The sequence below is a fragment of the Caballeronia sp. S22 genome, from assembly GCF_964261745.1.
Taxonomy (GTDB): domain Bacteria; phylum Pseudomonadota; class Gammaproteobacteria; order Burkholderiales; family Burkholderiaceae; genus Caballeronia; species Caballeronia jiangsuensis.
Genome location: NZ_OZ180041.1, coordinates 134,285 through 160,139 on the forward strand (window position 1 = coordinate 134,285; position 25,855 = coordinate 160,139).

At 57.9% G+C, this 25,855-nt stretch carries 34 protein-coding genes and 1 pseudogene; 16 read left to right on the forward strand and 19 right to left on the reverse strand.

Annotated elements, in window-relative coordinates:
- Positions 1-12 precede the first annotated feature (12 nt).
- Complete coding sequence (locus ACEN42_RS43160) at positions 13-234, reverse strand: CsbD family protein (RefSeq protein ID WP_371885123.1); 222 nt, start codon at positions 232-234, stop codon at positions 13-15.
- 93 nt (positions 235-327) lie between these two features.
- On the opposite strand from ACEN42_RS43160, the gene ACEN42_RS43165 reads away from it, so the two are divergent.
- Both ACEN42_RS43165 and ACEN42_RS43170 read left to right on the forward strand, forming a co-directional pair.
- Positions 328-522 carry a hypothetical protein gene (locus ACEN42_RS43165; protein WP_371885124.1) on the forward strand — a complete coding sequence of 65 codons (195 nt, stop codon included), beginning with the start codon at positions 328-330 and terminating at the stop codon, positions 520-522.
- A gap of 124 nt (positions 523-646) precedes the next feature.
- The gene (locus ACEN42_RS43170) at positions 647-1,018 is read left to right on the forward strand and encodes a PleD family two-component system response regulator (RefSeq protein WP_371885125.1); all 372 of its coding nucleotides are present in this window, start codon (positions 647-649) and stop codon (positions 1,016-1,018) included.
- A gap of 689 nt (positions 1,019-1,707) precedes the next feature.
- Here the strand turns inward: ACEN42_RS43170 and ACEN42_RS43175 are convergent.
- From ACEN42_RS43175 to ACEN42_RS43240, 14 genes are all read right to left on the reverse strand, one after another.
- Positions 1,708-1,872 carry a DUF6723 family protein gene (locus ACEN42_RS43175; RefSeq protein ID WP_371885234.1) on the reverse strand — a complete coding sequence of 55 codons (165 nt, stop codon included), beginning with the start codon at positions 1,870-1,872 and terminating at the stop codon, positions 1,708-1,710.
- Positions 1,873-2,171: 299 nt separating this feature from the next.
- On the reverse strand, positions 2,172-2,759 hold the full coding sequence (locus ACEN42_RS43180; RefSeq protein WP_371885126.1) for a hypothetical protein: 588 nt from the start codon (positions 2,757-2,759) through the stop codon (positions 2,172-2,174).
- Positions 2,760-2,803: 44 nt separating this feature from the next.
- Positions 2,804-3,697: a lytic transglycosylase domain-containing protein gene (locus tag ACEN42_RS43185; protein ID WP_371885235.1), complete on the reverse strand. Its 894-nt coding sequence runs from the start codon at positions 3,695-3,697 to the stop codon at positions 2,804-2,806.
- 7 nt (positions 3,698-3,704) lie between these two features.
- Positions 3,705-4,727 (reverse strand): P-type DNA transfer ATPase VirB11, encoded by a 1,023-nt coding sequence (gene virB11, locus ACEN42_RS43190; protein WP_371885127.1) that lies wholly within the window; start codon positions 4,725-4,727, stop codon positions 3,705-3,707.
- Positions 4,728-4,735: 8 nt separating this feature from the next.
- A complete protein-coding gene (locus ACEN42_RS43195; protein WP_371885128.1) occupies positions 4,736-5,962 on the reverse strand; it encodes a TrbI/VirB10 family protein in 1,227 nt (408 codons plus the stop codon).
- A gap of 1 nt (position 5,963) precedes the next feature.
- Positions 5,964-6,752 carry a TrbG/VirB9 family P-type conjugative transfer protein gene (locus ACEN42_RS43200; RefSeq protein WP_371885129.1) on the reverse strand — a complete coding sequence of 263 codons (789 nt, stop codon included), beginning with the start codon at positions 6,750-6,752 and terminating at the stop codon, positions 5,964-5,966.
- 25 nt (positions 6,753-6,777) lie between these two features.
- Positions 6,778-7,455 (reverse strand): VirB8/TrbF family protein, encoded by a 678-nt coding sequence (locus ACEN42_RS43205; protein WP_371885130.1) that lies wholly within the window; start codon positions 7,453-7,455, stop codon positions 6,778-6,780.
- A complete protein-coding gene (locus tag ACEN42_RS43210; protein ID WP_371885131.1) occupies positions 7,452-8,318 on the reverse strand; it encodes a type IV secretion system protein in 867 nt (288 codons plus the stop codon). Before ACEN42_RS43210 ends, ACEN42_RS43205 begins: the two co-directional genes overlap by 4 nt.
- Positions 8,319-8,320: 2 nt before the next feature.
- Positions 8,321-8,689, reverse strand: a complete 369-nt coding sequence (locus tag ACEN42_RS43215) for a hypothetical protein (RefSeq protein ID WP_371885236.1) — start codon at positions 8,687-8,689, stop codon at positions 8,321-8,323.
- A gap of 10 nt (positions 8,690-8,699) precedes the next feature.
- Positions 8,700-8,909, reverse strand: a complete 210-nt coding sequence (locus ACEN42_RS43220) for a hypothetical protein (RefSeq protein WP_371885132.1) — start codon at positions 8,907-8,909, stop codon at positions 8,700-8,702.
- A 49-nt stretch (positions 8,910-8,958) separates the two neighbouring features.
- The gene (locus ACEN42_RS43225; RefSeq protein WP_371885133.1) at positions 8,959-9,627 is read right to left on the reverse strand and encodes a type IV secretion system protein; all 669 of its coding nucleotides are present in this window, start codon (positions 9,625-9,627) and stop codon (positions 8,959-8,961) included.
- Positions 9,624-12,260 carry a type VI secretion protein gene (locus ACEN42_RS43230; RefSeq protein WP_371885237.1) on the reverse strand — a complete coding sequence of 879 codons (2,637 nt, stop codon included), beginning with the start codon at positions 12,258-12,260 and terminating at the stop codon, positions 9,624-9,626. Before ACEN42_RS43230 ends, ACEN42_RS43225 begins: the two co-directional genes overlap by 4 nt.
- Positions 12,261-12,282: 22 nt before the next feature.
- A complete protein-coding gene (locus ACEN42_RS43235) occupies positions 12,283-12,585 on the reverse strand; it encodes a VirB3 family type IV secretion system protein (protein WP_371885134.1) in 303 nt (100 codons plus the stop codon).
- Entirely contained in the window at positions 12,582-12,950 is a 369-nt protein-coding gene (locus ACEN42_RS43240) for a TrbC/VirB2 family protein (protein ID WP_371885135.1), read from the reverse strand. Before ACEN42_RS43240 ends, ACEN42_RS43235 begins: the two co-directional genes overlap by 4 nt.
- A gap of 374 nt (positions 12,951-13,324) precedes the next feature.
- On the opposite strand from ACEN42_RS43240, the gene ACEN42_RS43245 reads away from it, so the two are divergent.
- From ACEN42_RS43245 to ACEN42_RS43260, 4 genes are all read left to right on the forward strand, one after another.
- Entirely contained in the window at positions 13,325-13,615 is a 291-nt protein-coding gene (locus ACEN42_RS43245) for an Arc family DNA-binding protein (RefSeq protein ID WP_371885136.1), read from the forward strand.
- Positions 13,616-13,710: 95 nt separating this feature from the next.
- Positions 13,711-14,007, forward strand: a complete 297-nt coding sequence (locus ACEN42_RS43250; protein ID WP_371885137.1) for a hypothetical protein — start codon at positions 13,711-13,713, stop codon at positions 14,005-14,007.
- Between the two features lie 550 nt (positions 14,008-14,557).
- Positions 14,558-14,818 carry a hypothetical protein gene (locus ACEN42_RS43255; RefSeq protein WP_371885138.1) on the forward strand — a complete coding sequence of 87 codons (261 nt, stop codon included), beginning with the start codon at positions 14,558-14,560 and terminating at the stop codon, positions 14,816-14,818.
- A gap of 393 nt (positions 14,819-15,211) precedes the next feature.
- The gene (locus ACEN42_RS43260; RefSeq protein ID WP_371885139.1) at positions 15,212-15,490 is read left to right on the forward strand and encodes an HU family DNA-binding protein; all 279 of its coding nucleotides are present in this window, start codon (positions 15,212-15,214) and stop codon (positions 15,488-15,490) included.
- A gap of 34 nt (positions 15,491-15,524) precedes the next feature.
- On the opposite strand, the gene ACEN42_RS43265 is transcribed toward ACEN42_RS43260, so the two are convergent.
- Complete coding sequence (locus tag ACEN42_RS43265) at positions 15,525-15,725, reverse strand: hypothetical protein (RefSeq protein WP_371885140.1); 201 nt, start codon at positions 15,723-15,725, stop codon at positions 15,525-15,527.
- A 93-nt stretch (positions 15,726-15,818) separates the two neighbouring features.
- Between ACEN42_RS43265 and ACEN42_RS43270 the strand changes: the two genes are divergently transcribed.
- From ACEN42_RS43270 to crcB, 7 genes and pseudogenes are all read left to right on the forward strand, one after another.
- Positions 15,819-16,265 carry an SET domain-containing protein gene (locus ACEN42_RS43270; RefSeq protein WP_371885141.1) on the forward strand — a complete coding sequence of 149 codons (447 nt, stop codon included), beginning with the start codon at positions 15,819-15,821 and terminating at the stop codon, positions 16,263-16,265.
- 166 nt (positions 16,266-16,431) lie between these two features.
- Complete coding sequence (locus ACEN42_RS43275) at positions 16,432-16,782, forward strand: hypothetical protein (protein ID WP_371885142.1); 351 nt, start codon at positions 16,432-16,434, stop codon at positions 16,780-16,782.
- 119 nt (positions 16,783-16,901) lie between these two features.
- On the forward strand, positions 16,902-17,306 hold the full coding sequence (locus tag ACEN42_RS43280; protein ID WP_371885143.1) for a hypothetical protein: 405 nt from the start codon (positions 16,902-16,904) through the stop codon (positions 17,304-17,306).
- Positions 17,307-18,233: 927 nt separating this feature from the next.
- Positions 18,234-18,992, forward strand: a complete 759-nt coding sequence (locus ACEN42_RS43285) for a class I SAM-dependent methyltransferase (RefSeq protein ID WP_371885144.1) — start codon at positions 18,234-18,236, stop codon at positions 18,990-18,992.
- 14 nt (positions 18,993-19,006) lie between these two features.
- Complete coding sequence (locus ACEN42_RS43290) at positions 19,007-19,432, forward strand: thioesterase family protein (RefSeq protein ID WP_371885145.1); 426 nt, start codon at positions 19,007-19,009, stop codon at positions 19,430-19,432.
- Between the two features lie 39 nt (positions 19,433-19,471).
- Positions 19,472-20,356 (forward strand): alpha/beta fold hydrolase, encoded by an 885-nt coding sequence (locus ACEN42_RS43295; RefSeq protein ID WP_371885146.1) that lies wholly within the window; start codon positions 19,472-19,474, stop codon positions 20,354-20,356.
- A gap of 78 nt (positions 20,357-20,434) precedes the next feature.
- Positions 20,435-20,817, forward strand: a pseudogene (crcB, locus tag ACEN42_RS43300) (fluoride efflux transporter CrcB).
- On the opposite strand, the gene ACEN42_RS43305 reads toward crcB, so the two are convergent.
- A complete protein-coding gene (locus ACEN42_RS43305; protein WP_371885147.1) occupies positions 20,812-21,705 on the reverse strand; it encodes a LysR family transcriptional regulator in 894 nt (297 codons plus the stop codon). The pseudogene crcB and the gene ACEN42_RS43305 sit on opposite strands and share 6 nt — an antisense overlap.
- A 479-nt stretch (positions 21,706-22,184) precedes the next feature.
- Between ACEN42_RS43305 and ACEN42_RS43310 the strand changes: the two genes are divergently transcribed.
- Positions 22,185-23,012, forward strand: a complete 828-nt coding sequence (locus tag ACEN42_RS43310) for a UPF0149 family protein (RefSeq protein WP_371885148.1) — start codon at positions 22,185-22,187, stop codon at positions 23,010-23,012.
- 220 nt (positions 23,013-23,232) lie between these two features.
- Here the strand turns inward: ACEN42_RS43310 and ACEN42_RS43315 are convergent, their stop codons facing one another.
- Positions 23,233-23,478: a hypothetical protein gene (locus ACEN42_RS43315; RefSeq protein ID WP_371885149.1), complete on the reverse strand. Its 246-nt coding sequence runs from the start codon at positions 23,476-23,478 to the stop codon at positions 23,233-23,235.
- Positions 23,479-23,628: 150 nt separating this feature from the next.
- Here ACEN42_RS43315 and ACEN42_RS43320 point away from each other — a divergent pair, with 150 nt between their 5' ends.
- Complete coding sequence (locus tag ACEN42_RS43320) at positions 23,629-23,865, forward strand: type II toxin-antitoxin system Phd/YefM family antitoxin (RefSeq protein WP_371885150.1); 237 nt, start codon at positions 23,629-23,631, stop codon at positions 23,863-23,865.
- Between the two features lie 2 nt (positions 23,866-23,867).
- Entirely contained in the window at positions 23,868-24,245 is a 378-nt protein-coding gene (locus ACEN42_RS43325) for a type II toxin-antitoxin system VapC family toxin (RefSeq protein WP_371885151.1), read from the forward strand.
- 373 nt (positions 24,246-24,618) lie between these two features.
- Here ACEN42_RS43325 and ACEN42_RS43330 read toward each other — a convergent pair whose 3' ends face one another.
- Positions 24,619-25,716 carry a hypothetical protein gene (locus tag ACEN42_RS43330; RefSeq protein ID WP_371885152.1) on the reverse strand — a complete coding sequence of 366 codons (1,098 nt, stop codon included), beginning with the start codon at positions 25,714-25,716 and terminating at the stop codon, positions 24,619-24,621.
- Positions 25,717-25,855 lie beyond the last annotated feature (139 nt).

Genomic DNA, 25,855 nt, shown 5'->3' on the forward strand with positions numbered 1-25,855 from the left:
GGACGGTCCGATTCAGGGCGCCGGCGACGCAGGACTGTCGTCGTCGGATGCCGCATCGTCCGCGGCGTCCTTCAAATCTTCCTTCGTGTCACCGAGTTCTTTCCTGGCTTCCCCGCCAGCCTGCTGTGCGTCACCCTTCACTTCCTGGGCCGGATCGTCGGTTACTTTCCCGACGCCCTCGTTGACTTTTCCCTTCACCTTTTCGCCCACGCCTTTGACTTGATCCTCATTCATTGCGGTTCTCCCTAAATTCCTGCCGATCGCAGGCTTTACTACACTCGCAAGGAGAGTGCCGACCGCGGTGGTGTCAGGAGGAGATAATTAACCGTGTCCGATTCTCCGGAAATCCGAGTTGAACGTCAGGCAGGCGGCTGGATCTGGATCGCCGTGGCAGCCGATCCGAATGGCGGGCCGTCGCTCGTCCTTCACCAATCCAATGAAGCATTCGCGAGCGAAGAAGCCGCCCGCTGCGACGCAGAGAAGGTTCTCAGGAAACTGGGACCACCGGCCACCGGGGAGTAAATACCGGCATGGCCGTTGCTGCTTTCATGAAAAATCCGCCTTCTCGAATATGCTGCCCGGTTCTTCGCGCCCTTCCGGCTTGTGGAGCGTCCGATCGTTCCCGAGCGTCACTCCGCCTGTCGCGGTGCTGATCGTCGATGACGATCGCGCAGGAGCGGAAGCGCTTGCGGCAGTCTTGGCGCTTAAAGGTTTCCGAACGGAGGTCGTCGATGGAGGAAGTCCCGCATGCAGGACGACCTCAGCCCTGATACCTCACATCGTCATTCTCGATATCGAGATGCCGCTTTGCGACGGATTCGCTGTCGCTGCGGCCATGCGTGAATCCACCGAGTTCACGGTGGTTCCTATCATCGCATACAGCTCGCTCGACGAAGCGGAAGTCATTGAACGCGGCAAAAAAGCGCAGATCGATGCGTTCTGCCGCAAGGGCAACACCTTAAATTGCCTGTTCGAACTCATCGAATATATGACGCCTCTCGGGCCTGTCGGCAGTTAGAGAACTCTTCGTCGTCGTAAGCTGCGCCTTCACTCGGATGCGGGCTTGCTTTTTCCGGCGGAAGTGTCTTGATTGGCGCCGCCCGCCGGCGGTACGGGCGTAACGGGTTGCCGGCCACCCGACGATCCTTGCGTAGGAAGACGGGCGCTACCCGCCGTATTCCCGGTGCTGCCGCCCGGCGTGGACGGCTGCATGCCGCCTGCGGATCCTTGTCCACTCACCCGACCGTCGGCCTGCCGTGACGTTGGAGATGCTTTCGCGCTCGATGCGGAGTGACCTGCCTCGTCGGTACCTGCCGCGTATGCACCGCCGCATACAGCGATCAACAGCGCGCATAGGCACGCCCTTCCTAGACCTGTTCTCATACAACCTCCTGAAGTGAGTCGTGGCATATCTGCAATATCTGCCGGCAGTCTTCTTCGCCAAACGTTGTGCCGCCTCGATGATTCTGAAAGGCGCACAACACATCCGTCCGAAGTGTTGGAAGTGTGCTCCGGAGGTCGTGCGTTGCGGCGGCGATGACCCTTGACACGTCCGCGGGCTTCGAAGAAAGAATTCGAGAACCGGAATTCGCGCCGGAGATCGACCGAAAGTCCTCGGTAACTCGTGGAGCTGTCGCAAACTATCGCGCACATGATTGATGCAAGAATTCAAAGCGCTTGGCGGAGCACGCGGTCGTCGTCTTCCGTTCAAAGTTCAGGCGAACGGAGGTCCGCCTGGACGATTTCCCTCCCGCGCAGTGTCGCGGCACTTTTCGCCGCCTCTCTCGTATCGAAAGGACCGATTTCCTCGGCGCCATCAAAAGGGAAGAGCAGCCGTCCGTCCGTCACCCGCACGACCTTTAATGTACCCATGAATCGCCCGCTGGTGCCCGGACGATACGACGCGTACACGCGGTAGTCTTCTGCCGAATGCCCCGGAGTCGGCTCGGGGCACTTCTGGGAAAGAAGATAAGCTTGGGGCGACGGAGGCTGGTATTGTCCATGGCGAAACGCACAGGCCGGGCGCACACTCGTCTACCCGTCAGCCTCTATGCAGCAAAATCTGATCCACGCGTCTAAACGTTGTCCTGGATAAGCGACCAACGTAAAGCGTCTGGCGCCGCCATATCACGACGGTTCATGGTCGGGCCAAAACCTAGCGATTAGCATCGTTACCAACGCACTCGCTGCTGCCATGCATGATCGATGAACACGTCAATGGCTCGCGGATTCTGCGCGGGCTGCCAGAACACCTCGTCGAATACCTTCACGGTGTAACTGTTTTCATAGCTGCCTGCAGTGTAGGCGCCGATCGACTTACCGACACAGGCGCGAGCGCCCGATGCGTTTCCGTAGTCGCTCATCCCCTCGGACATCTGCGGCTGCCCCGTCAGCGTAAATGAACCATCGCCGCCCCACCAACCTGGCTTGCTGCCACCGGGTTTGCGCTCTCCTTGCGCAACATATGAACCTCGTGCCGCAGGCCGCAAGGGCGCCGGGCAAGGGTCATACGGGTCATAGACTTGACGGGCGTAGCTCGAACCATCATTGCCGTCAGCGAGATCGCACGTCGGAAAGGGCCGCCCCTTGCCAAGATCATGATAGAGCTGGTCGATGGGCGGCACGCATTCGCCAACGCCTTTAGGGCCACCATTCGACGCGGGATTGGCAAGGCACAGCAGCACCTTGCAGCCGTACTCCGACGCGTGTGCAGATAGGGTCGCGCTGACGATGAGCATAGCGACAAGCACTTTTTTCATGGGCTCTTCCCCTTAAGAGCGCTTCTCCGCATGCGAGAGAAGCATCAGTTCACGAACTGTACGAACGGCGCATCTTGTTGATTGATCGATGACGGCGTTCGCTGGACCGGTACGGCTCCTGGGTCGCGCCTTGACGGCGCGGCGAGGCGACGAGCGGACGCGGACGTACGCTCGGCCGCCGCGCCGTCGGTCGGCGTCGCGAGCCGCACCTTTGCCGCCGACTCTTTGTCCGCGTTGTTTGGGTGTTCGGCGACCGGGCTGCCCTGTTGTGGGCCATCCGCGAAAATCACCCATTCCGCTTGTCTTGCCGTACGCTTCGTCGGCGCGTGCGCTGGCCCCATTGTTTTCTCGACACCCGCGGCGTCGTCACCGGGCGTCACCGCCGGCACGATGGGAATTGCTGGAACCGCCTCGGTCGCGTTTGCGACGACCTTCTGCACATAGCTTGGTTGGCCGACGCGATCCTGTCGGAAACCGCGCGTGAAGTTGCCCGAGTAGTAGCAACTGAACGCGGCCCGCAGGGCTTTCTGGTCGTCGGGCATCCGTGCCCTTGCGCGCTGGTAGCAATCTTTCAGAATCGCGCTGCCGGCCCTGAGGTTGCGGCACGGCTCGAACACCGTCTCGTAGCGCTCGCCGAACTTCGACAGGTTGTAGCGGTTGACTTGGCCAAGGCCCATCGAGAAATTGAAGCCCTGCCGCTCGAGCTCACGAGCCGTCGCGACCGCTTCGGTCAAGTTGCGCGGTTGACGGGCTAGCCGCGCGCCCACGACGCCGATTGCGTAGGGATTTCCCGCCGACTCGGTGCTAACCACACCCTTCAGCGTTGCCGGATGAACGTCGGGCGCACACTCGGCCGCCAGCTTCTCGAAGAGTAGGGGCGGTGCCGACGTCTGAGCGTCAGCGATGGTATGTCCAGCGATTAATAGCCCGGTCGCGATGATCACTTCACGCGCCGGCATAAAGAATCTCCGAAACGTAGCGTCCGTTGCGCTCGGTGTATTTCCACTGAACGACGACGTCGATACGCCTTCTGACGCGTTCGATGATCTGCTCGCGCGTCATCGAGGTATGGCCGTCCATCAATTCTCCGAAACGGTCGTACATCTCGGCCGGTGAATCCGTGTGAATCGTGGTGAGCGAACCTTTGTGCCCCGTGTTGAGCATGTTCACGAACTCGACCGCTTCCTGGCCGCGAATCTCGCCCATAATGACCCGGTCAGGCGTGAGCCGCATGCATGAGCGAAGCAAGGTGGTGGGCGTCACGGCAGCCTGCCCCGATGCTTGTTGGCGGGCATAAGACAGTCGCACGCAGTTCGGCTGCGCCGGCTCAATCTCTCGAGAGTCTTCGATCGTGACGATGCGCTCGTGCGCGGGTATCTCCTGCACCAACGCGTTGAGGCACGTCGTCTTGCCACAGTACGTTCCGGCCGAAATGACGATGTTCTTATGCGCCAACACCGCGCCGCGCAGGAACCCGTCCCAATCCTTTGACTTATATAACTCCTGCAGCCGTGCATCCGAGTACGGCTCATCGAGCACATCGCCATTCACAAAGCGAAACGCACCCTGTGCCTTGTACTTCGGCAAACTCATCCGAACCAACGACTGTTTGCGAATCGTCATCGCGATGGTTCCCTCCGGTACAACGGGCGGCAAGATCATTTCGGTGCGATACGTTCCCCGCTCGAAATCGGGAATGCCGTCGTCAAGCTTCACTGGGATCTCGGCGGAGAGAATCGGGCTTTCGCGGTCGACTTCGAGACTCTTGAAAGACGCAGTGACGTCGGCCAGTGATGAAAGCAACTGATACGACAGTCCCGGCACATCGATCTTCTCGGCGTAGAAGTAATCTTTTTTTCTTAGCCACAGTTCTCCCGGCTTGTTGACCTGGATCTCCGTAACCTGCCTGTCATCAAGGTAATCGGCCAGCAACGAGAGCTTCGCCCGGAATGAGGCAATCTGCGACATGGCTGTCCTCACTGAATGAAGGTCACGCCTTCGCCGTGCTTCGCCGCGTCGATCTCATCCTTATAGATCGATGTGAAGTCCAGATCCTTGTTCACATAGATACGAACGCGGGAACCAGCCGGCACCGTGACCGTCGGTTGCATGTTGATGTAGGGCGAAAGCACTTGTTGCGAGGATTGAGCCGCGGCCTGCTGCACCGACTGCCGGTACTGCGAGGCCGAGTTGTACTGATCGCCCGAACTCACGCCCACGTTCGATGCGCCCGCACCGATGATCGACAGCAGCGCCGACATGCCAAAAATCTCGGCAAAATGCGTGTCGACGATGCCACCCATACCCGCCGTGCCGAGCTGATCGCCGCCGGCGCTGTCAATAGCGACCTGCACGCCGTCTGGCCGACGCAGTGTGTTCCACACGACGAACAGCCGATCTTGCCCCTTGCGAAGCTCCGCGTTGTACGTGCCGCACACCCGCGAGCCCCATGGAATCAACTTGATCCGGCCCTGTGCGCCGTACACGTCGCGTTGTATGAGCGCGCACAACTGGCCGGGCAGATCAGAGATTGCACGGGGCTCCAACACGGCCTCGATGAACTCGCCCTGCAAGACCTTGTACGGCAGGTCGTCCACGCGGCTCGCCATGCTCACCGGGACACCGTTGCCGCTGACCGAGCGCACAAAGCGCGAATTGGCGTCTTGCGCACCCTGATCGCCCGAGGCACCGCCGAGCATTCCGGCGCTCTGCCGTGCTTGCCCGCCCGGCTGGGGCGCAGCCCCCGACTGAGGGCCAATCCCTGGCTGATTTGTGCTGTTCGGCGGAATGATCGCCGATTTCATGCGAGCTTCGAGCAAACGCCGAGCTTGCTCGCGGCGCTGCATTTCCATCTGTTCGCGCTGCACCCTCATAGGATCATCGGTTTGCACGGTGCTCGCTGGCGTTGCAGCCGGCGCGGACGTGACAGCGGGAACAATGGGTGAGTCCTGCTCTTTGAGCTTCGGCACGGGCTTGCGGTCGGCGATGGAGAGCTCGTTGCTGGCCGATGATTTCGCCGGTTCGTTGCCGCTATGCTTGACCAGCCACACGCCCGCGATCGCAGCGGCGGCTACTGCGGCAATCGCGACGCCGCCGAGCCGCTTTTTGCGATCGCCGGCCACCATCGATGCATTGGCCTGTTTCTCCCACTCGCGTACCGCCGCCTCGCGGTCGTCTGGTGCATCGTTAGTTTGATTCGCCATATCAGCGATCTCCAACTTTGCGCGCCGAGGCATCGCTCACGGCACGCCGATATGGATTCGCCTTGTTTTGCACGCACAGGTAGGCATTGCCATTGCGCAGTGTGAAGAGGCTCGCTGTTCGCTTGACGACCATGTATTGACCTTCTCGGCGCGGACTGATCGCAGACTCTGTACCGTCCGGTCCTACCGTGTAAAACGACGGAATTTCCGCGTCTCGGTCGAACAGGAAATAGGTGAACTGCCCGTCGTCAAATGCGCGGTTCAGAGGGATCGCGGTCCTGTCGCCCGACACGCCGTAGTCGATGTTCAGCTTCGCCGGATCGATTCCATTGCTAGTATGTGCTTCCGAGCGACCGGCAGCGGTGTAGCCGTTCGCATTCGCGTTCGGATAAATGAAGCGCACAAGAAACGTCTGCGTCGTGCGCCCCTTTGAACTGGTGAGCTTGATGTAATACGTGCGCTTGTCGGTAATCACCGTCAGATTCGTCGCCGCATTCGGCTCAACCGGCTTGATGAACAGCCGATTCTGGTACGGCACCGTTTGCCATGCAATCGAGTCGCCCAAGCTCACCACCTTCACGGTCTCGTCGTTGGCAAATTCGATGGAGGTCTGGTAGCCGTACGTGCCGACGACCTCGTACACTTGATTCGGGTCATACGGCACCTGCTTCACCCGATCATCAGTAACCAGCGCGTGAGGCGACTTCGCCGCGAGGGCCGACGCGGGAATCAGGCAGAACGTCGTGCCGCCAAGGAGGACGATAGCAACGGATAAGGCTTTGAAGTTCATGGTCTGATTCCTTGGGCAAAGCGTCCTACTGGCGGCTCAGCTCTTGATCTTTGCGATATGCCGTGGTGGCGTAGCCTAGGGCGTTTTCCCAGCGGTCGCCCAATGCGAGAGGTTTGAACGTGAAGGTGTAGCGAACGAGCGCCGTGTAATAGTCGACCTTCGGCGGGCTGCCAGACTTCTCAGTAATTGACTGGAACGACACCTGATAGGCATCCTTGCCAAGCGACGTAATGCCCGTGATTTTGGGGTAGCGACGGCCGCCTTGGCCGAGTTGGTAATACGGGTTGTTCGTGTTGTCGGCGCTCGTTTCGGCTTCGTACTGGGCCGCGACCGCTTGCGTCGAATGCAGCCGACACAGGTCGGCGAAGCGCTGCCGCCAGTCTGGGTCGAAGGTATTGCAGTACATGATGAAGTCGTACACCTGGCTTTGGACGAAGCTCTCCTGTCCGGAAATCGTTTCCTTGTTGACCACCTGCTGTTTGACCACGTGCCCGTTCGCGTCGAGCACCGACACGACAGGAATGACCGTGTGAATGTTGGCGAGCACGGTGATCGCGCTTGCCATGCCGCCGATCACAAACAGCAGCAACCCTATGAAAAGGTAGGCACGGTTGCGCTCCTGTTTCAGCTTATTAGAGCCGCCTAACTGAATCCGGCGGGTGGATTCGTCTCCGAGAAAGGTGCCTTTGCCGACGAATCTCATCTCCCCGCTCCCTTCGCGAGCGCCATGCGCGCGATCATCATCAAGGTCCCCGTGGATGCCGAGGCGCCTCCTGCCAAAGTCGATGCCCAACCGCGAACGCCCAACATGAACAAAATCAGCACACCTTCGACGAGGACCAATTGCGTTGTCTGTTCCGACGTCACCAGGTCAGGGGAAGGAGCTTGGGCGGCCTGGCCTGCGGTATCGATGGCGTCACCGAAGGCCAGAAAGCCGAAACGGACAATCGCAATCACGAGGATGTAGATGAAAGTGAAAGTGAGCATCTTGCTCAGCCAATTCATGAACCACTGCCGCGTTTCAGGAAACATCAAGAAGCCGATGAACAGCGGACAGAGAACCATCGTAATGGCCAGGCCGAACTTGGCGATGGTCATGTACACGAGCGCAAGCACGAACAAGAGGCAGTTCAGGATGAACAGCACTAACCCATCAAGAATGACCGCGATCTGGTAGAAGTCCGCTGAGCGCAGCGTTTCCGACACCTTTTGCACGTTAGTGAACAAGGCGTCAAGCATTTGCGCAGTTGGTTTGCCGGCCATAATCGTTCCCGCGGCGCTTTCCATCGCAGACGTGAAAGCGTTGTAGATCATTTGCGCAAAGCCGCCCCAGTTGAGCGTGCTAAACACCGCGACCGTCATGACGCATTTCGCCAGCAAGTCTTTCCACTGAACGCCGATATAGCCTGCATAGACCTTGTATCCGTACAGCGCCCAGAAGAGTACAGCTGCGTAGGTGATCGGCGTCGAGACCGCCGATGCGACGGCCGGATAGGTTTGCGACAGGAAGGACGCCGTTACTCCATCTGCAGCACCGACAAAACCCTGCAGAGTCATAGTTGCCATCGCTAACGGACTCCCATCACTTCGCGCCAGTGTTGTTTGACGCGCGGGTCGAGTACATCCGAGCGCGTAATCTTCACGCCCGTCGCTCCGGCAACACGAGTGATCGTCCCGTTCACACATACATCCACCTTATGTGGCTGCGGTTCGGCTTGCATGAAGACATCGGCGCCGCAATACGGCGGCAGCCATTGCCGAAACTGAGACTTGTCGGCCGTTAGCAATGGATTGCCGTTCGGTACGACGATGACACGACTCTCCGTCGCGGGCGGCTGAGACACGCTCGGTATAGGATTGCTTGCCGCCTGCTTCGGAAAGAAGTAGTAAATGGCCCCGCCGATGGCGATGACTACGGCGGATCCCGATAGGAGCATCCAGTAGAGTTTACGCATGGGTTTTGCTCCCGTAGTCACCCGTGTTAATAGGTGCGAACTCGCAGGCACAGGGCGACTTTTCGAGCTTATTCGACGAATTAGCACAACCGCCGACGAGCGATACTGTGACCAGCAAGGCGAGCAACCGCCATCTCTTCTTCACGAGCCTCGCCATCGTCCAGAAAAGAACAAAGGCAGGCAGCAGTGCGAGAATTTTCATGACTGTCTCTTTCTCTCGATGATTTCGTCTTTTCACGGGCGAAAACTGCTCACTGGCCGGTGTGACGGAAGTACCTCTGCGTCGCGGCCGTCGCCTGGTTTTGTTGGTTCACCAGATTCGCCTGCAGGTTCATGTTCATCGCGTTGAGTTTCGCCATCGCGCTCGACAACATGCCGTTCTCGCTCGAAATGCGGTTTTGCAAGTCCTGCGCGTCTTTGATATTTGTTGTTGTATCGACCTGCTGGCTCAGAACAGACAGGTTGTTGAGGTGGGTCTGCACCTCTGAGTACAGCGAGTCGCCGCCGGCTAACGCCGCCCTCACCGAATCCGTACTCATCTTGTACGTCGTGGCGTTCTGCGCCTGTGGATTCGCGAACAGGTCTTGGGGCATGGTATTGATGAGCTTCTCGTAGAAACCCTGCTTCGAGCCGAACGCGCCGCTCTGCTGCTGGGAAACGACTTCTTGCCACGATCCCGGTACGACGGAAGCCGCGCTAATTGATTGGTTCAAGCCCATCGCACCCCGGCCATAGCTGCCGGTGATCGCCGCGTATTGATCTTTGAGCGTTCGGTATTGGTCCTGCAATTGGCTGAACTGCTGCTGAAGTTGCACGAAAGTCGCAGCGTCGAAGGTCGGAATGCCTGTGGCGAGGGTAGGAACAGAAACACTCAGTGAAGCGGCGACAGACAGAGCGACGAGCGCATATTTCATGTTCATGCTCCATTCTTCTTGAGGTTATGCGTGTTCTCCGCAATCGCACGCTGCATAAAGACGGGCACCCATTGCTCGGGGTCGTCGGTGCCTAGGTCGTTGATGATTCGCTCCATGAGCGCAACGCCCTTGGCGTTCGAGGACAGTACAGGGATAAACTCCGGCATATCCGACAGATCGAACACGACGCGAATCGACTCGCTGCCGCGCCGGATCAGGAATTTGAAACTCTCGGGTGGCGTGTCGTGAACAAAATCGAACTCACCAAGCGTGAGGCCGAGGTGATCCACCAGATCGGTCTTGCTCGCCTCGCCGTTCGGCAGATAAATTTTGGTCGCCGTCTGTTTCTGGATCGAATCGGTTTCGGAGTAGAGATATTTTGCGTCAGGCGTGACAAAGATGAGCAGGCCGTTCTTACGGCGGATCTGCATGATGTAGCTGTCGATCTTCTCGCGCCAATACCCATGCTTGACGAGGTTTTGACCTTCTTCGAGTACGAGAATGAACGGCTCGCCGTTCATCGACTGCTCGATGCAGTGAAACGGATAGCTCAAGACCACCGGCAGCTCGGGACGGGCCACGCCGTCCTTGATGAGCTGCCGCATCTCAAAGCAGTAGTGCCGGCATTGCGTGAGGTCGATGCTGTCATGTTCGTTGTCGAACACGCCCCAATTCGCGCCCAGCGCACCGTTTGCGCCGTGCCAGATCCGCATGTCCTTGGCCAGCTCCCCCTGCCCGAAGCACCATGCGACATTGCGCAGGCGGCGATCTTCGAGAGGCAGCACGTCATAGTTCTCGTGGACGGCTTTCCTGAACCGCTCGATGTCGTCGGCAATGAGCTTGCCGCCGTAGCACGTGCGCATCAGCGTCATCAACTCGACCAGATATAGTCGGTTTTCCGCAGAGTCCGGCAGCTTGAACGGGTTCCAGCCTGTGTTGCCCTGCACCGACAGCGTGGTGTGCTGACCGCCCATCGCGCACATGAATACCTTCGCGCCCTCACGGTTGTCGAACCAGAAAACACGCGGCCGGGCCTTGTCCGCCATCGCTATCAGTGCCGACAGCAAAGTGGTCTTACCCGCGCCGGTGTCCGCGGTCAGGGCCAGGCTGCCGGCAACCATGCCTTCCATCTCGCGATGGAAGTTGAAATAGTAGGCGGTGCCGCTTTCCGTCTCGAAGGGCATGATCGCCGGTCCCCACAGGTTGCCGTCGATCTTCCCAACCGCGTAGTTATGCAGCGACGCGAACCCCGCGAAGTTGCTGGACTTGATCTTGCCGCGCCGGCCGATGAAGTGCTGCGCTTGGCCGGGAAGCTGCGACCAGAAAAAAGTCTCTACGGCAAACCACTCGCGCACCGCCTTGACACCGAGGTTCACGAACGATTTCTTGAGGAGCGCGACCGCCTTGTCGAGATCCGCAATCGTTTGCTTTTTGTTCTCAACGGGATCGCCGTGCGCCGTCGTAGCCGGCACATGCGCGAGAATCGTCAAGTGATGAAGGCCATTGACCGCGCGACCGCTCGTCAGATCCTGCAGTCCCTGGGTGATCTCCTTTTTGTCTTCTTCGGCACCGCCCTCCCGGTCGTTGACCACGAGGCGCCGCCGTTCCTGCTTCATATCGTGTTCGGCCGTGATGCGGTCGCTGAAGAAGAACGACTGCGTGACGATGTACTCGACCGGCTGCTTCAGGAACTCGTTGAGCATGCGCGACGGCGTGCGCGCCGGCCATTCGGCCATGCTCAACACGGCGCCGGCGCGTGTTCCACCTAGATTCTGGATAGCCAACATGTTGCCGACCATCTTGAAATCGAGCGACGAGACAGCGAGCGTACGGTCGAGCTGAAGATCGGTAACGGGCACGCGCTCGTCTTCGAGATTGATGAGATAGTGGAAGAAGCTTGCGATTTCCGAATAGTCTTCGCCGAGAAAATCCTCGACGCCTTCGCGTTCGTACCCGTCGCGCACGCCATACTGCGTCTTAAACTCGCGCCAGCTCAAACCGAATCGCTCGATCGCCAGCTGCGCGTCGGCGGCATTCACTTTTTCGGTGAGAAAGGCTGGCCGGCGCTTGATGCACAGCTTGCGCGCGCCGTAGCTCGACAGGGTTTGAACGACAAGGTTGGCGGCTTCGCTCAGATCCTTTGCCTGTTCCTCGAACGACTCCAAATCCTCGGATGACGGCCTGGCGCCCGACGCCAGCGAAAAGACGCGGTCCAGAAGACCAGGCGCGCCTTGACGGAAGCGGTTTTGAACGACGCTGATGTAGATTTTGTTCACGTAGAACGAACGCTTCTTATAGCGCTCACGCCACGCCGCATTGAAACGTCGCGCCAACCACGTGCCACCTTCGCCCTCCGGGTACTGATTGACCTTGCGCCGGACCAGATGAACGTACAAGCCGCGGTCGCTGTTCGCAACAGAACGCAGCACCGTATTGCGCCGGCGCTCGAACTGCTTGATCTGTGCCGCGCTGAATGACTCGAAATACAGTCCGTCAAGCTCAATCACCTGCACCAGCCCATCATTCTTCAACATAACGGTCTCGTCGTCGTAGTGCACGGTGTACGGGATCATGTCGCTTGCAGCCATTTCCCTGTCATCGAGAGCTGCCCCGTCAGGCAGCGGCATCGATAGCGACATGTCGAACTTCTCTTTCAAAACGTCAACGAGGCGCATAGCGTCGGCATCTCCAGAAGCGTTTGTTCGGGCACGCCTTCAGGTGTGTTGCGGCCGTCAGAATGTCGAACAGATAGACGTCTTTGAGACAGACCAGGTAGCTTGCAAGCAATAGGAAGGGAATGGCGATCGCAGGCAACACTGAGCGCGCGATCATCGCGACCATGCCGGGAATGTAGAAGCTCATCGCGAGGCTTGCAAGCGTCAGCCCGCCCACCATGGTGGGACGGGTCATGGCAGCGACGAGCGGTTCCCCTTCATCATCATGGAACGGCTCGTCGGGGCTCATATGATTGTTCCAGCCGAACGCGACTTGAGATCGGACACGATGTTCGGTGCGAAGAAGACCAGGCCGATACCGAGGCCCCAACCGCCGAGCGTCATGAGGTCGATGCGACCGGTCTTCCAGCGGTATCCTTGGATGGCCAGGGTGATGATGCCGACGTAGTAGCCCCACTCATAGATAAGCAATTGCGTAATGGACCGCAAGAAGGTCGTGATGCCGCCAAACGTTCCAGAGGCATCCTGCGCGTGTGCGAGCTGTGGAAGGAAGATGAGGGCTATGACACAGGCGTTAGCCATTAAGGCGAGCACCCTGTCTAGTCTGTCGGTCTGGTGGTTTCGAACTGGCGGGTTTGCGTCCTGCGTGTTCATCTTTCGACCTCGTAGTGTTGAACATCAGATTTCGAACCGGGTTACCATCCTTATAAGTAGTACTAATTTGTAAATCGCGCTGATCGGGCGAAGTCTTCTCTTAGCCCGGTCTGTTCGGCTTGGGCTCGGTTACCGAATCGGTTTGCGTCCGCGTGGTTGACTCCCGCATGCGTGCCCTGAGCTCAACGACCAGTTGAGCGTTTTTGGATCGTTCTTCGGATCTCGCACGGGCAGTCAGCCAGTCGTTCAGCTCCTTGGGGATTCGATACTGCGATCGCACGGATTCGCCCATCCTTTCTCCCTTGGCGGCGTTGTCACTATTAAGTGACTTGGCGTCACTATACGGCAGTGACTGAGTAGTGTCAAATAAAACTATGGAAGACACACATCGTTCTCAATACAGGCTGCCTTGGCCGCTTTATGAAGAGCTCAGGGCCGCCGCGGACAAAAACAGGCGCCCGCTCAACGCCGAGCTGGTAGCTCGGCTTGAATCGACGTTTCCTCGACTGACAGTGAGCGCCGATAGCGATCTACCTACGTTGCATTCAACGATCTCGAAATTGTCACTAGCAGACCTCATGACCCCCGCCGAAATCACCATGTTCGCCGAACGCATGCTGGCTGTGGTCCGCGAGAAGCGGGGCACCGCAAAGCCATCTCGATAGTGCTATGTTTAGACAAATACTAAAAACTTTGCGTAACGTTGTGCTGGCTTCTTTGTAAGAATTTGTGTCGGGAGAGCGCAGATCGGACGACGACCATGTTCGAAATGACAGATGACGAAAAGGCAGCGCTCGATCGGCTGCTTGTCCACGCGCAGGGCAATAGCGGGCAAAGCAGGCGAGTCGCAGATTTCTTGCTGGCCTGGTGGAATGCGGCAGACTGCGGCGGGTTCGATCTCGCGACCACATGGGGGCTAGACGCGCCTATTGCAGCCGACATTGTCATTGTTTTTGCATTGGCGGTGCGAGCAGGCAGCTATCCCGATGCCCTCGGCTACGGTCCGCAGTTCGAGGCGATCGCACGCGATTGGCGCCCCGGTCTCTCAACACAATGACTTCGCAATGGACGTGCGCTGCAAGCGATTACGGCGTCTTGATGTGAAACGGCATTCGATGTCTTTGCTTCGCAGGTCCACGACACCGAGGGTCGGCAGAGGTCATCGCCCGGGCAATGCAAACAACGTCAAACGTTGTCTCTGCAATGGCAGGAGAAGTTGCCCGCAATATCGAGGTTTATGACTTGGCGCTCCAGGAGGTGACCGAAGCCGTTCAGGACCCCGCGGTCGCCGCGCTCCCGAAGGCAGCTTTGGGGTCGAAAGCACCCGCTTGCCGACTGCTATTCAGCATTGGCCGATGCGGCTCATCAATGCAAGAGGAAAGTTCGAATCGGTGCATCGTAGACAAGAACGCCATTCCTGCTGTTGCAATGGGCGGCTCGACCGCCATCATTGGATTCGCTGCATGGCCGTTCATGTCGACGGTATCGACGATATCTCGCGATGTCGCTTCTCAAAGAAGTTGATTCCTACCTGCAGAAGAAAGCGCGAGATCGTCATGCTCACGACGCGCGAAGTCTTCAAGGCGCCGAAGTGTTAGGCTTCGATCATGGGAAACAAACTCACCGAACGCAACGACCGATTGCGCAGGCAACGAGTCAAATGGCGACGCGAAGTGGAAGCCGTTGAGGGCTATTGGAAGGATTGCGCTGATGAGGATCGGGAAGAGATGCGATCTGAGCTACGGCGTCAACTCCCCGCGTTGGACGCAGACATCGAGGCAAGCAACGTCGATGACTTCACGAAAGCCGACTTGCGAACACGAGTCGGCGCCCTGATGAAGCAAGTTTCTGAGGTGTCGGACTCCTAGTCCGCCGGAAAGCGCTCAGTTTGCGGCGAGGCGAACTATCGCGCGTCGTGCGCGCGCAGCATACCGCGAGTCGGCCAACGTCGGGACGAAGTTTTCACGCGTGACGATTCCGCGGCCCGATTGAGTGCGGATTGCCATATCGGTCGGGCGAGCGAATCGTTACGCGACGCAGGACTGCTCAGCGCACGATGCGTACGCTTGCGCAGACAGGCGAGGGCGACTTCAGGACGGACTCGGAGTCGCCGACACAATCCGAAGGTACAGCGCCGCGGCATCGCTGCCGGTAGCGTCGCCGACGTGAGCATGAATGAAGCCGACGACGGCCGAGCAATGCGCGCCATCGTGCTAACACTCAGGTAAGATCGCGGTGGATCTGACGAAGGGAGATGATGGATGACTAAGCAGGAACTGATTGACGCGGTCGCTGGGAAAGTCGAGATGAGCAAATCCGCCATCGAAGAGACGATCAGTACGATCATGAAGACGATTTCGCAAGAAGTGGCCGCGGGCAACGTCGTTCAACTCGTCGGCTTCGGCAGCTTCTCGAGCGGTGAGCGGGCGGCACGCACCGGCCGCAACCCGCAGACGGGAGAGACCATAGAAATCGCTGCTGCGAAAACAGTCAAGTTTAGCGCTGGCAAGGCCTTTAAGGACGCCGTCAACCGATCTTGAAAGAAGGCGTTGATTGGCCCGTTCGGTCGCCGCCTCAGAAGAGTTGACTGTTCAACGGCGTTAGGTTGGTCAGCTTGACTGCCGTTAGGCGTTCGCTTCCATCGGCGTGAATGGATCTGATCATGATGCGCTGGCCGCGCGCTTCGCCTAGCACCTCGACGATGCGATCGCCGTAGCGAGCAAGCGTGCCGCGTGGCGGCTTGCGTTTCATACCGTAGAAGGTCGGGGAGGGCATAGACAGATCTCGCTGGTGCGTCGCTGACATTATGCCCACGGACCAGAACAACGCCGATACCTGTTTCCTTCCAGCAACGGTACATCAATACCTATGCGTCGCACTACTGTTCGTTCCTCGCCTGTTCACGGTCGCGGCGTTTTCGCGCTCACGCGCATCAGCGCCGGCGATAAGCTCTTTGAATATCGGGGCAGGCTCATATCATGGAAAACGGCGCAAAGCCGCTATGAGCGATCGACGGCCGAGAACGGCCATACCTTTTTCTTCGATCTCGGTGACGGACGGGTGATCGACGGCGCAGAGGGCGGTAACTCGGCGCGCTGGGTCAATCACAGTTGCGAACCGAACTGCGAGACCGAACAGTACGGAATCCGCGTCTTCTTCCACGCATTACGAGAAATCGAGCCGGGGGAAGAGTTGTTCATCGACTACCGGCTGCATGTCGAAGGACGAAAGACCCCGGCGCTTAAAGCGCAGTATCGGTGCCGCTGCAGCGCGCGTCGCTGTCGGGGCACGTTGCTGGCTCGATCAGGAAGCTAGTTTGGCCAACGAGCGATTCTGACGGGTTTGGTGAAACCGTCTATGTGCATCGGATATCAAAAGCGACGGATTCGCCTATACGAACACCTGACGATCTCCGCCGTCATCGGACCAACGCGGGCGCTAACGGCGAAAGGATCGAAGAACGGACTGCAAGGGAGATAAGATGGCAAATCGGCTGCTTTTCGGATTGGTGATGACGGCCTTGGCCTCAAGCGCCATCGCGGGTGAGCATTACGTTGAAGTATGGAATCCGCCTGAGGTGCGCGGCAACGTTCCGGCTGTGACGGCTCATGTGCGTAAGCCGCTTAAGAAGCGCCACTTGAGCTTTAAGGCCTTGTCACCTACTGCCACACATCCCGTCGTAAAAGCTCCCGCGACTAGGCAATCGGCCACGGCCACGCAGGTCGACATCCGGCCGGCGTTCGACGACATCCCGCTTCAGATCACCCCTGAGGGCACCATTTTGCGCGTAAGCCGCGGCCCTGCATCGGCATCAGCCGCTTTGCTACACTGACCGCGTTGTCAGTCCAGCTCTCTGAACGTTTTCCCCAGATGTCTACGCGCCACGCGAAGCGAAAGTCCGTCACTTCTTCCACCCGAAAATCCCACGGTTCCCTCACCGCGGCGATGCTCTTGCCGCTGCCAGAGAGCGCGGTACGTGAGGCCTCCCTGGCTCGTCATCTGACCTGGGTAGCCTGCAAACAAGAAGCCGGGAGCGCTTATTTGGTTAATGAGCTAGTGCGGCTCGTGTACCTGACCTACTACGTCCAGGACGCCGGGTATGGCGACACCGAGCTCACGGTGTATGCGCGCGCCGAAGCCGCGCTTGAACGCTGTCTGGAGAAGGCCGAGCGGGACAGCGTCTGGCGATTTGAGCCGGACGACGCGGCGCTATTCGAGGCGATCTTGCGGCAAGGGGACCGCCAGCTTGATGGTGCGCCAAGCTATGTGTACATGGACGCATGTGCGCGCCTGGATCGGTTCACAGTGAGCTGTGGACGAAGGTCGCCGCTCCCGAGTGCGGCGCGCATGCAGTAACGATCCCTTTCTCCGAAGAATGCAACTTCGCCGACTTGTGCTCAGCAGCTCAAGCATTGCTCGTCGCACACCGTTAGTCATGCTAACGGACATGCGTTAACTTTCCTTATGTAAAACAAAGTGCGGCGTTGCCCAGTTGAGGCTCTATCCCTGAAGCGACGAGCGCGTGTTGCGCTGACCAACAATCCGTAATTGACCGATACAGAACGCAAAAGTCGCTTCCGGGATCGGCCAGTTTCTGCCGTTCGGCATAGGCGGTGGATCGTCACTCGAACGGCGGTTCGACTTCGGTAAGGGTCGCTGGGACGACGAGTCCTATGGGAGCTTGGGCTCAACGAAGTTATCGAAAGCCTGCATGACAGCATGCGAGATGAGCCGTGTCTTATAAAACTTCATGGGCCCCTATACGGTGCCCCCGAAGTGCGTTCCGAGTTCCTTTGCCTCGTCGGTGCCGAAGTGATTAGCGATCCCGGCCAAGCTTGTGACATGGCAGTACTTCCTTTGCGGGTCTGACGAGTTCGGGTTTCTTCCTGATTGCGTCGCGCGCGGTAGGACGATACGACGAACCGTAGGTCTCTGCTTGGTCCTGCTGTCGGGCGGATACCGATTCGCATGCTCTTTCGCATCTCATCCTCGATGCCCCAGGTTGCGCAGCCTCGACAAAATCAGTGGCGAGCGCTAAAGCGCGGGCGACAGTTCGCTTGCGCACAAGTCGCTCAGCGTCGGCACCGGTGACATCCGACGGTAGTACTGGGACGGCAGGCCCCAAGCAAAGCAACCGCTAAACCGAAATCAATGGAACGAAACTCGCGTGTGGTTCGGGCCCAGAATTCCCTTCCCGCTGATGGATGTCATATAAAAATTATACGCATGCGGTTGTTTCGCTCAAGATAATATATATCTTCAAGCAATGGCAGACATCCACAAATGACCAGCAACAACTTCAAAGATCATTTCTCCAGCGGCTCTGCTGGCTACGCGAGCTACCGGCCTACCTATCCCATTGAACTGGTTGATGCACTGGCTCACATCAGTCCTGGCCTGGGACGTGCGCTTGACTGCGGGTGTGGCACAGGGCAGTTGTCGGTCCTGCTCGCCGAACGATTTGATGAGGTCCTCGCGACGGATGCCAGTGCGGCGCAAGTCGAGAAGGCCCAGCCGCGCGACGGCGTAAGTTATCGCGCAGCACTTGCGGAGGACAGCGGACTCCCTGATGCGAGCGTAGACCTGATTACGGTGGCGCAGGCGGCCCACTGGCTGGACTTGGAGAAATTCTACGCAGAGGTGCGGCGCGTTGCCCGACCGCAGGCGGCTGTCGCACTCATCACCTACGGCGTGCTGCATGTCGAAGGCGCTGTCGATCGCGCTGTTCAACACTTCTACTACGACACCCTCGGTGCCTATTGGCCTCCAGAACGCCGTCATGTGGAGGACGGCTATCGCAGCCTGCCATTCCCGTTCAAGGAGATCGCACTTCCCCCGCTGGCTATCGAAGTGCAGTGGCGCATGGATGATCTCATCGGCTATTTCAACACTTGGTCGGCCGTAAAGGCGGCTGAGAAATCGCTGGGATCAAATCCCGTGGAGGCCGTGGCAGAGACCTTGCGCAAGGAATGGGGCGACCCCGCCTCGCAGCGGCGGGTCACATGGCCTTTGTCGATTCGTGCCGGGCACGTTCAAAAATGAACGAGGAGCCATCCATGAACAGTCCAATCCCCGTGGGGCTGCGCCATTCCCAGTCCATCGTTGTCGATGACTCCCTCACCGTTCCCGCCGTGTCAGCCGCGTTCACCGGCTTTTCGGACATGCCGCCGGTATTCGCGACGGCGTACATGGTTGGCTTTGTCGAATGGTCCTGCATCGAAGCTCTCAGGCCCTACCTTTCCGCGTCGCAAAGGACCGTTGGCACGCACATTGATCTCAGCCACAGCGCAGCGACTCCGGTGGGTATGAGTGTCACGGCGGAGGTCGAACTGATTGCGGTCGAGGGCAAACGCCTGACTTTCAAAGTGTCGTGCCGCGATGACGTAGACGTGATCTGCGAAGGCCGGCACGAACGCTTCGTCATCGACGCGGAAAAGTTCCTTGGCCGAGTCGCTTCTAAGAGCCAATGTCGGAGTAGCTAAGCCTCCGGTCAGACGAAGTTGTATCAACGAGGAGACAAAATGGATTTCCCTGGATTTCGAAGCAGCAGCGTCACTGTCGATGGCATGGACATCGCTTATGCCGTTGGCGGTGAAGGTCCACCATTACTGATGCTGCATGGGTTCCCACAGAACCGGGCAATGTGGGCGCAGGTGGCACCCAAGCTTGCGGAGCACTACACCGTGGTGTGCGCCGACCTACGTGGTTATGGCGCGTCCGGAAAACCCGAATGTCTTCCGGACAAGTCGAACTATTCATTCCGCACCTTCGCCAATGACCAACTCGGCGTGATGCGGCACCTCGGATTCGACCGTTTCCATCTAGTCGGCCATGACCGCGGCGGGCGCACTGGTCACCGCATGGCGTTGGACCATCCCGGCGCGGTGCAGACGTTGACCGTCATGGACATCGTGCCCACCTATGCGATGTTCATGGACACCAGCCGCTTGATCGCAGCCTCCTACTGGCATTGGTATTTCTTGCAGCAGCCCGAGCCGTTTCCCGAGCACATGATAGGTTTAGACCCAGATTTTTTCTACGAAACCTGCTTACTGGGCTGGGGGGCAACCAAGGTGTCGGACTTCGACCAAGACATGCTGAATGCCTACCGGGAGTCTTGGCGCGATCCGGCAATGATCCACGGCTCCTGCTCCGACTATCGGGCGGCTGCGTCGATTGACCTGGAGTACGACCGCGCAGACCTACAGCGCAAAGTGGAATGCCCCACGTTGGTTTTCTACGGATCGAAGGGACAAATGGGGCAACTGTTCGATATACCAGCTGAGTGGGCCAAACGGTGCAGTAACACGACAGCGGCCTCGCTCCCCGGAGGTCATTTCTTCGTGGACCAGTTCCCTACAGAGACTGCAGAAACTCTTTTGGACTTTCTTGCCCGAAACGGCTGAAGCGACTTCGTTGAAACTTACGCGTGAAAATTGGGTTCGCGATAACCAGAAGAACAACGCCAAAAGAAAGGTAGTGCGATGTGGACCCCTGTTCTTGCAATTGCCGTAGGCGCGGCGTGTGGTGGCGTGCTGCGATGGGGCCTTGGCCTCAGGTTCAATAGTCTGCTGCCCAACATCCCCCCGGCACGCTGACGGCAAATCTGGTTGCCGGCTATGTTGTCGGGTTGGCCGTCGCCTATCTTGCGCAGGCGCCCCAACTGTCGCCAGAGTGGCGGCTGCTGGTTATTACAGGTTTCTGCGGCGGGCTCTCGACCTTCTCCACGTTCTCGGCGGAGATCGTCAGCCTGCTGCAACGCGGCCTGTATTCATGGGCCGCCGGCGCAATCGTCGTCCACGTCGCTGGATCGGTGCTCATGACACTCGCCGGAATCGCCACGATGGCATGGTTCAAGCCCTCATGAGACGTGATAGGACTTCAGATGATCCAGCAAGGCGGTAGATGCCTTGCTCAACGGTCTTCCAGAAGGCCAGCATAGGCCAACTTTAAGTTGATCGCCGTCATCCTGGGGAAGGCGCAATGGCTGGATCTCGGGCTCGTTCTCGATCGCCGGCAAGGGCAAGGTGGTCGATGCCAGGCCGGCTCGCACAGCGGCAATGAGGAGAGACGGATTCTCAGACTCCAGAAAGATGTTAAGAGGCATGCCCAACGCCGTCGCATGCCGTTCCATGAGGTCCCGCTGATGATGACCAGGAGGATATACAGCCAACCGCCCTGCAAGCAGCTTCTTCCATGTGATGCTGCGCGGGGATTTCATTTGGCCGGCGACGGCGGCCGCCACGCAGGCGACATTCTCAAGACTCCAGAGCAGCTCCGTCTCGACGCCGTTCTGAGGGCCTCGAAATGCGGTCAGGCCAAAATCCAAGGCCTCCGTTCTAACCAGTTCCTCTACCTCCAAAGCACCGGTCTGGAACACCCGGACGCGGACGCCTAGATGCTGCGCCATGAATGCGGGTAGAACACGGGTCAGGGCGAACTGCGTAACCATGGCCGGCGCAGCGATGCGTACATGGCCAACGGCCAGATTTTCCAAGTCTTTGATCTCGTCCTTCACACCCATCAGCACCTTCATCGCCGGAGCAGCGCGGTCTCTCAAAAGCCGACCACTTTCCGTCAATTGCACGCTGCGTCTGGAGCGCAGGAAGAGCGTCGTTCCCAGTTCCCGCTCTAACTCTTTCATCGCGATGCTGACGGCGGATTGTGCGATGTGAAGCGCAGTCGCCGCCGCGGAAAAACTCCCGTGCTGAACCACTGCCATGAACACCTCGATTCGGCGCAACTTGACATTCATCGCCTATATGGATGCACGAAGAAGGATATATTTTCAATATTACATTCGATCGGCGTTTCCGTCCATTTGGCTTTGCCAAGACAAAGGGAACTTCATCCAACATGCCTCCTGTTTCCAACACCCAGCCGCGCACGTTTCTGCGAAACCGTTTCTACGGGAACCGTTTTCAGATGAACAGTATGAGTTTCGCTGCTCACCCGATTGGCCGTTATATACGGTGAACTGCCGCTCGGTTACGGCTTGTCGGACGGCCGAAGAGGTCGATTTCGGCCGACGCTAATCGATTGATGGCGAACGATCCGCCTGCTGAACGTCGGACCGGTTTCGGCCATGAAGCGTCATTCGCCCGTACCGTCGCACGGACATTCAAACGTCGTTTCCAACTAGGAACGGCCATTCAATTCGCGACTAAGCGTTGCTTACGGGCGGCGGGGCCGTCATTTTCGGATGCGTAGCACTCTCATCCCGGATGTCCCGCTATGGAGATTGCTAGTCATCGGTCGCAAAGAAAAGAGCGAGATGTAAAATACCGTTTTGTCGCATATAGAACCTTCGCCGTGTCGACCTCGTCTCCTTCTAAGTCCTTGCGAATGATGGCCCCCTTGTCTGATGACGAGATGGACGAGCTCGATCAGTTTCTGATGTCCGATGCGACATCTGACGAAACGATGATGCTCGACATGCTAGACGGATACCTGACCGCCATTGTAATCGGGCCGAGAAACTTGCAGCCCAGTGAATGGTTGCCTGGTGTATGGGGACCGGAAGCGGAGGACGCGCCGCAGTTCGGCACGAGGGAGCAGGCCCAGCACATCTTGGATCTGATCTTGCGACATTACAACGGGATCATCTGGAGCCTGCAAGGCGATGCGGACGCGTTCGAACCGGTGTTCGATACGGTGACCTACCCTGGCGACCCGCAGGAGCACATTGAGGGCGAGCCGTGGGCACTCGGATTTATGCAGGGCGTTGCGCTGTGCCAACAGGACTGGCAGCCGTTATTCGACGAATCACAAGGCCGCGAGTTGCTACGGCCCTTACATTTGCTCGGTGCGGAGAAAGTCCTACCCGAGGAGGAAGCATTGACTCGCTGGCCGGATCAACGAGAAAAACTGGCCAAGCAGATCCCAATGAGCATCTCGGCGATCTACCGTTATTGGCTCCCTTACCGGAAAGCCGTTCACGAGCGGGAACTCGCTAAGACGATTCAACGTGCCACGCCGAAGATCGGTCGCAACGATTCGTGTCCTTGTGGTAGCGGGAAGAAATTTAAGAAATGCTGCGGAGCTGCGACGACACTACACTAAGCCAGAGAAATGACCTTGGCCGTTTCGAACGCGCAGGCCGGTTAAAAGGCACAAATGGTTTTGGCGGAAGGGCGGTTTCAGACTGAAGTGCAACACTGAGTCTAATGTGGCTGATGACTTGCCCGTCAACTCAATGAGCCGAGTGGCGGTTGTACATGCAAGCCGTCGTTGCGCTCGAGCCCATTCGAACGGCGGTTCAGGGTCGAAAGTGCTCATCCGATTAGGGTGCCGCAGAGGCAAGGCGCAGCACGCGCCAACTTGACTTCATCGGTACACCTAAAGAAAACGCGTTAATGTTCATTTTGTCAACGCGGGCCAAGAACCACCGAGTACGAATCCACTCGAGAACGGTCCTGGCTTGGGCGGGGGTCATCATCGGCGAAATGGTTCGCGCCAGCGTGGTGAGGTCGTTGCCGTTCAGATAGCCGCGAAAAAGGCGAGGTGCCCCGCACAATATATCGAGCATGAATTTCCTCGCGATTTTTCATGAATGATCCGGCTGTCCGGTCGGGGCGGTCGTGGCGCGATTCTCGCGTGCGAGCGATCCCGGTGCCGATCAGGTTGACGGAGTGGGCTAAGGTGGACTAGACTAACGTTAGTCCACATGGGGTGAAGTATGCAAACCGTCAATATTCACGAGGCTAAGACGAACTTTTCGAAGTTGGTTGATGCTGCGGCGAGCGGAGAAGAAATTGTCATTGCCAAAGCAGGAAAGCCGACCGCCAAGCTCGTTCCGATCGAGCCCGCGCGGCCGACACGCACTTTTGGCCGGCTGAAAGGGAAACTGCATATTGCCGATGATTTCGACGCACCGTTGCCTGACGACGTGCTCGCTGCTTTTGAGGGTCGTTAATTTTGCGCGTTCTCCTGGATACGCATATCTACCTCTGGGTGCTTCAAGACGATCCGCGACTGAGCCACATCGCCCGCGGCCTGATAACCGAGGCCGACGACGTATTCGTCAGCAGTGCGTCGATTTGGGAAGCTTCGATTAAAGCGGGGCTGGGGAAGCTCGACGCGGATCCGAAGATACTGGTAGCGGAGATCGAGGGCAGCGGCTTTCGCGAACTGCCGGTGCTTGGAAAACATGCGATGTTGGTTCGCGACCTGCCGGACATTCATCGCGACCCCTTCGACCGACTTTTGGTGACGCAAGCCATGTCTGAACCGCTGATCCTGCTGACGGCCGATGGCCACCTATCGGCCTACTCCAAGCTGGTCATGACAGTTTGAAAATCGGGAGACGCTAAGATTGCGGACCTAACCCTGTCACTGGCCTTGCGGGCGGCGATCAACCTGCGACTGCGCAGGACTGAAAGAGCGACACGACGAACTCGGCCGCAATTCGTGAGCCTGTCGGTCGAGCCACCTCGGAGGTTGGCGTCGGCCGTTGCGTCATGGGCCATGTTCCGCGCCCCGAGATTCGCTCGCCGTCGCCATTTCGCGTCGTCCAGGCGTGCTGCGCAACGCCGCCGCCAGAACCGAGCATTGCCTGCGGAGTTAATCAGGACTACCGATGAAAATTTGTTAAATTCCTTTATGAAGCTTTGAAGTAATCTTCTTCATTCGTTTTCGCACGGGAACGGGAATCCGCGACTGAGCCGCGTTATCTTACAACGTGAGCCTCTGGGCTGACTACCGCCTTGTTAATCCGATCAAGAGTCGAAAAAAGTATGTCGATACTAAATCCAGTCAGGAAGGCAAGGCCGAAGGGAACAGATGTTACGGCTGCCACATTAGTCTGAATCGCGGACGGAGCAACGATGAACCAACCGACGATTACGCCAGCGACGCCACCCATGACGATTCTAATCAAAATTTGATACCATTCGACAATTGGAGACTTTTGATTGAATATCAGAAAACGCATGAGGTAGACGGACGAACCCAGAAGGCCGGCTAGGCCAGGGAGCACCCATGCGCTCCGGACGTATATATAGTTTTGAAGCTGTGAGACAACTGCGAACGAAAAGCCACTCACTTCCAAATTTAGGGCTAACGCGAAATCGTATGCCGCTTGTTTATCGGATTCGGCCGCGGTTATGTAGGGTGCGAGCTTCGCCTTAACTGGAAAAGTTTCGAGCTGCAGAGGAGGGGATGCCTGCACGTTGAAGTTTCCGGTTAGAAGGGACGAAAAGGGTAGCCATGAGTGAACGGCGATCTCTTGAGAACCCGAAAGCGCACCTCTAGCTTTATCTACCATTTCATCAAGTTGTTGTTTGATTTTCTGATATTCCTGGTACTCCGCTGACTTAACATTTTCTTGGACCCCCGCCTGGGAAAAAATCATAAGACGCTCTAGTTTTTCAGCCGGCTGACTGTCCTGGTACTCCTGAAAAATTTTTAAATGAGTATTTGCATTATTCAAGTCAATAGCAAATCCCGCAACCAGGACGACGAGAATGAGGCTGAAGATAGAAAGCGCCAATTCAATTACTTGTCTCTTTCTTAAGCTGGCCTCATCAAACGGACTTTTTTTTGTTCGAAGGTCAAGTAAAGAAATAAATGGCGATATTTCTTTAATTTGCTTGTTAAGAGCGATCACGAGATCCTTGGCCGGTATATCCTGCCCCTTTTTTCTAGCGGCCTGCACCCGCTCGAATTCCGTTATCAACGCCTCATCGTCCAAAATCCCGGCGCTGGTGGCATAGTGGATGACCAGATCAGCGTCATGCAAAAACGAATCGACTTCTAGCGGCGCCATAAGAGGAGTTCCGATTGAGAGAGAAAACCCTTGCAAGCGGCGAGGGTATTTACCTAGTATTTGTCACTGAAGCTGCGTCCCGTTGTGGCGGCCGATCTGCTCCCGACGAAGTCGCGGGCACCGCTCGGCGAACGTTAAT

Coding starts and splice junctions, on each gene's coding strand:
- ACEN42_RS43160 (WP_371885123.1), bottom strand. CDS start 234: ATGAATGAGGATCAAGTCAAAGGCGTGGGCGAAAAGGTGAAGGGAAAA.
- ACEN42_RS43175 (WP_371885234.1), bottom strand. CDS start 1,872: ATGGGTACATTAAAGGTCGTGCGGGTGACGGACGGACGGCTGCTCTTC.
- ACEN42_RS43180 (WP_371885126.1), bottom strand. CDS start 2,759: ATGAAAAAAGTGCTTGTCGCTATGCTCATCGTCAGCGCGACCCTATCT.
- virB11 (WP_371885127.1), bottom strand. CDS start 4,727: ATGTCGCAGATTGCCTCATTCCGGGCGAAGCTCTCGTTGCTGGCCGAT.
- ACEN42_RS43195 (WP_371885128.1), bottom strand. CDS start 5,962: ATGGCGAATCAAACTAACGATGCACCAGACGACCGCGAGGCGGCGGTA.
- ACEN42_RS43200 (WP_371885129.1), bottom strand. CDS start 6,752: ATGAACTTCAAAGCCTTATCCGTTGCTATCGTCCTCCTTGGCGGCACG.
- ACEN42_RS43205 (WP_371885130.1), bottom strand. CDS start 7,455: ATGAGATTCGTCGGCAAAGGCACCTTTCTCGGAGACGAATCCACCCGC.
- ACEN42_RS43210 (WP_371885131.1), bottom strand. CDS start 8,318: ATGGCAACTATGACTCTGCAGGGTTTTGTCGGTGCTGCAGATGGAGTA.
- ACEN42_RS43215 (WP_371885236.1), bottom strand. CDS start 8,689: ATGCTCCTATCGGGATCCGCCGTAGTCATCGCCATCGGCGGGGCCATT.
- ACEN42_RS43220 (WP_371885132.1), bottom strand. CDS start 8,909: ATGAAAATTCTCGCACTGCTGCCTGCCTTTGTTCTTTTCTGGACGATG.
- ACEN42_RS43225 (WP_371885133.1), bottom strand. CDS start 9,627: ATGAACATGAAATATGCGCTCGTCGCTCTGTCTGTCGCCGCTTCACTG.
- ACEN42_RS43230 (WP_371885237.1), bottom strand. CDS start 12,260: ATGTCGCTATCGATGCCGCTGCCTGACGGGGCAGCTCTCGATGACAGG.
- ACEN42_RS43235 (WP_371885134.1), bottom strand. CDS start 12,585: ATGAGCCCCGACGAGCCGTTCCATGATGATGAAGGGGAACCGCTCGTC.
- ACEN42_RS43240 (WP_371885135.1), bottom strand. CDS start 12,950: ATGAACACGCAGGACGCAAACCCGCCAGTTCGAAACCACCAGACCGAC.
- ACEN42_RS43245 (WP_371885136.1), top strand. CDS start 13,325: ATGGAAGACACACATCGTTCTCAATACAGGCTGCCTTGGCCGCTTTAT.
- ACEN42_RS43250 (WP_371885137.1), top strand. CDS start 13,711: ATGTTCGAAATGACAGATGACGAAAAGGCAGCGCTCGATCGGCTGCTT.
- ACEN42_RS43255 (WP_371885138.1), top strand. CDS start 14,558: ATGGGAAACAAACTCACCGAACGCAACGACCGATTGCGCAGGCAACGA.
- ACEN42_RS43260 (WP_371885139.1), top strand. CDS start 15,212: ATGACTAAGCAGGAACTGATTGACGCGGTCGCTGGGAAAGTCGAGATG.
- ACEN42_RS43265 (WP_371885140.1), bottom strand. CDS start 15,725: ATGCCCTCCCCGACCTTCTACGGTATGAAACGCAAGCCGCCACGCGGC.
- ACEN42_RS43270 (WP_371885141.1), top strand. CDS start 15,819: ATGCGTCGCACTACTGTTCGTTCCTCGCCTGTTCACGGTCGCGGCGTT.
- ACEN42_RS43275 (WP_371885142.1), top strand. CDS start 16,432: ATGGCAAATCGGCTGCTTTTCGGATTGGTGATGACGGCCTTGGCCTCA.
- ACEN42_RS43285 (WP_371885144.1), top strand. CDS start 18,234: ATGACCAGCAACAACTTCAAAGATCATTTCTCCAGCGGCTCTGCTGGC.
- ACEN42_RS43290 (WP_371885145.1), top strand. CDS start 19,007: ATGAACAGTCCAATCCCCGTGGGGCTGCGCCATTCCCAGTCCATCGTT.
- ACEN42_RS43295 (WP_371885146.1), top strand. CDS start 19,472: ATGGATTTCCCTGGATTTCGAAGCAGCAGCGTCACTGTCGATGGCATG.
- ACEN42_RS43305 (WP_371885147.1), bottom strand. CDS start 21,705: ATGAATGTCAAGTTGCGCCGAATCGAGGTGTTCATGGCAGTGGTTCAG.
- ACEN42_RS43310 (WP_371885148.1), top strand. CDS start 22,185: ATGGAGATTGCTAGTCATCGGTCGCAAAGAAAAGAGCGAGATGTAAAA.
- ACEN42_RS43315 (WP_371885149.1), bottom strand. CDS start 23,478: ATGCTCGATATATTGTGCGGGGCACCTCGCCTTTTTCGCGGCTATCTG.
- ACEN42_RS43320 (WP_371885150.1), top strand. CDS start 23,629: ATGCAAACCGTCAATATTCACGAGGCTAAGACGAACTTTTCGAAGTTG.
- ACEN42_RS43330 (WP_371885152.1), bottom strand. CDS start 25,716: ATGGCGCCGCTAGAAGTCGATTCGTTTTTGCATGACGCTGATCTGGTC.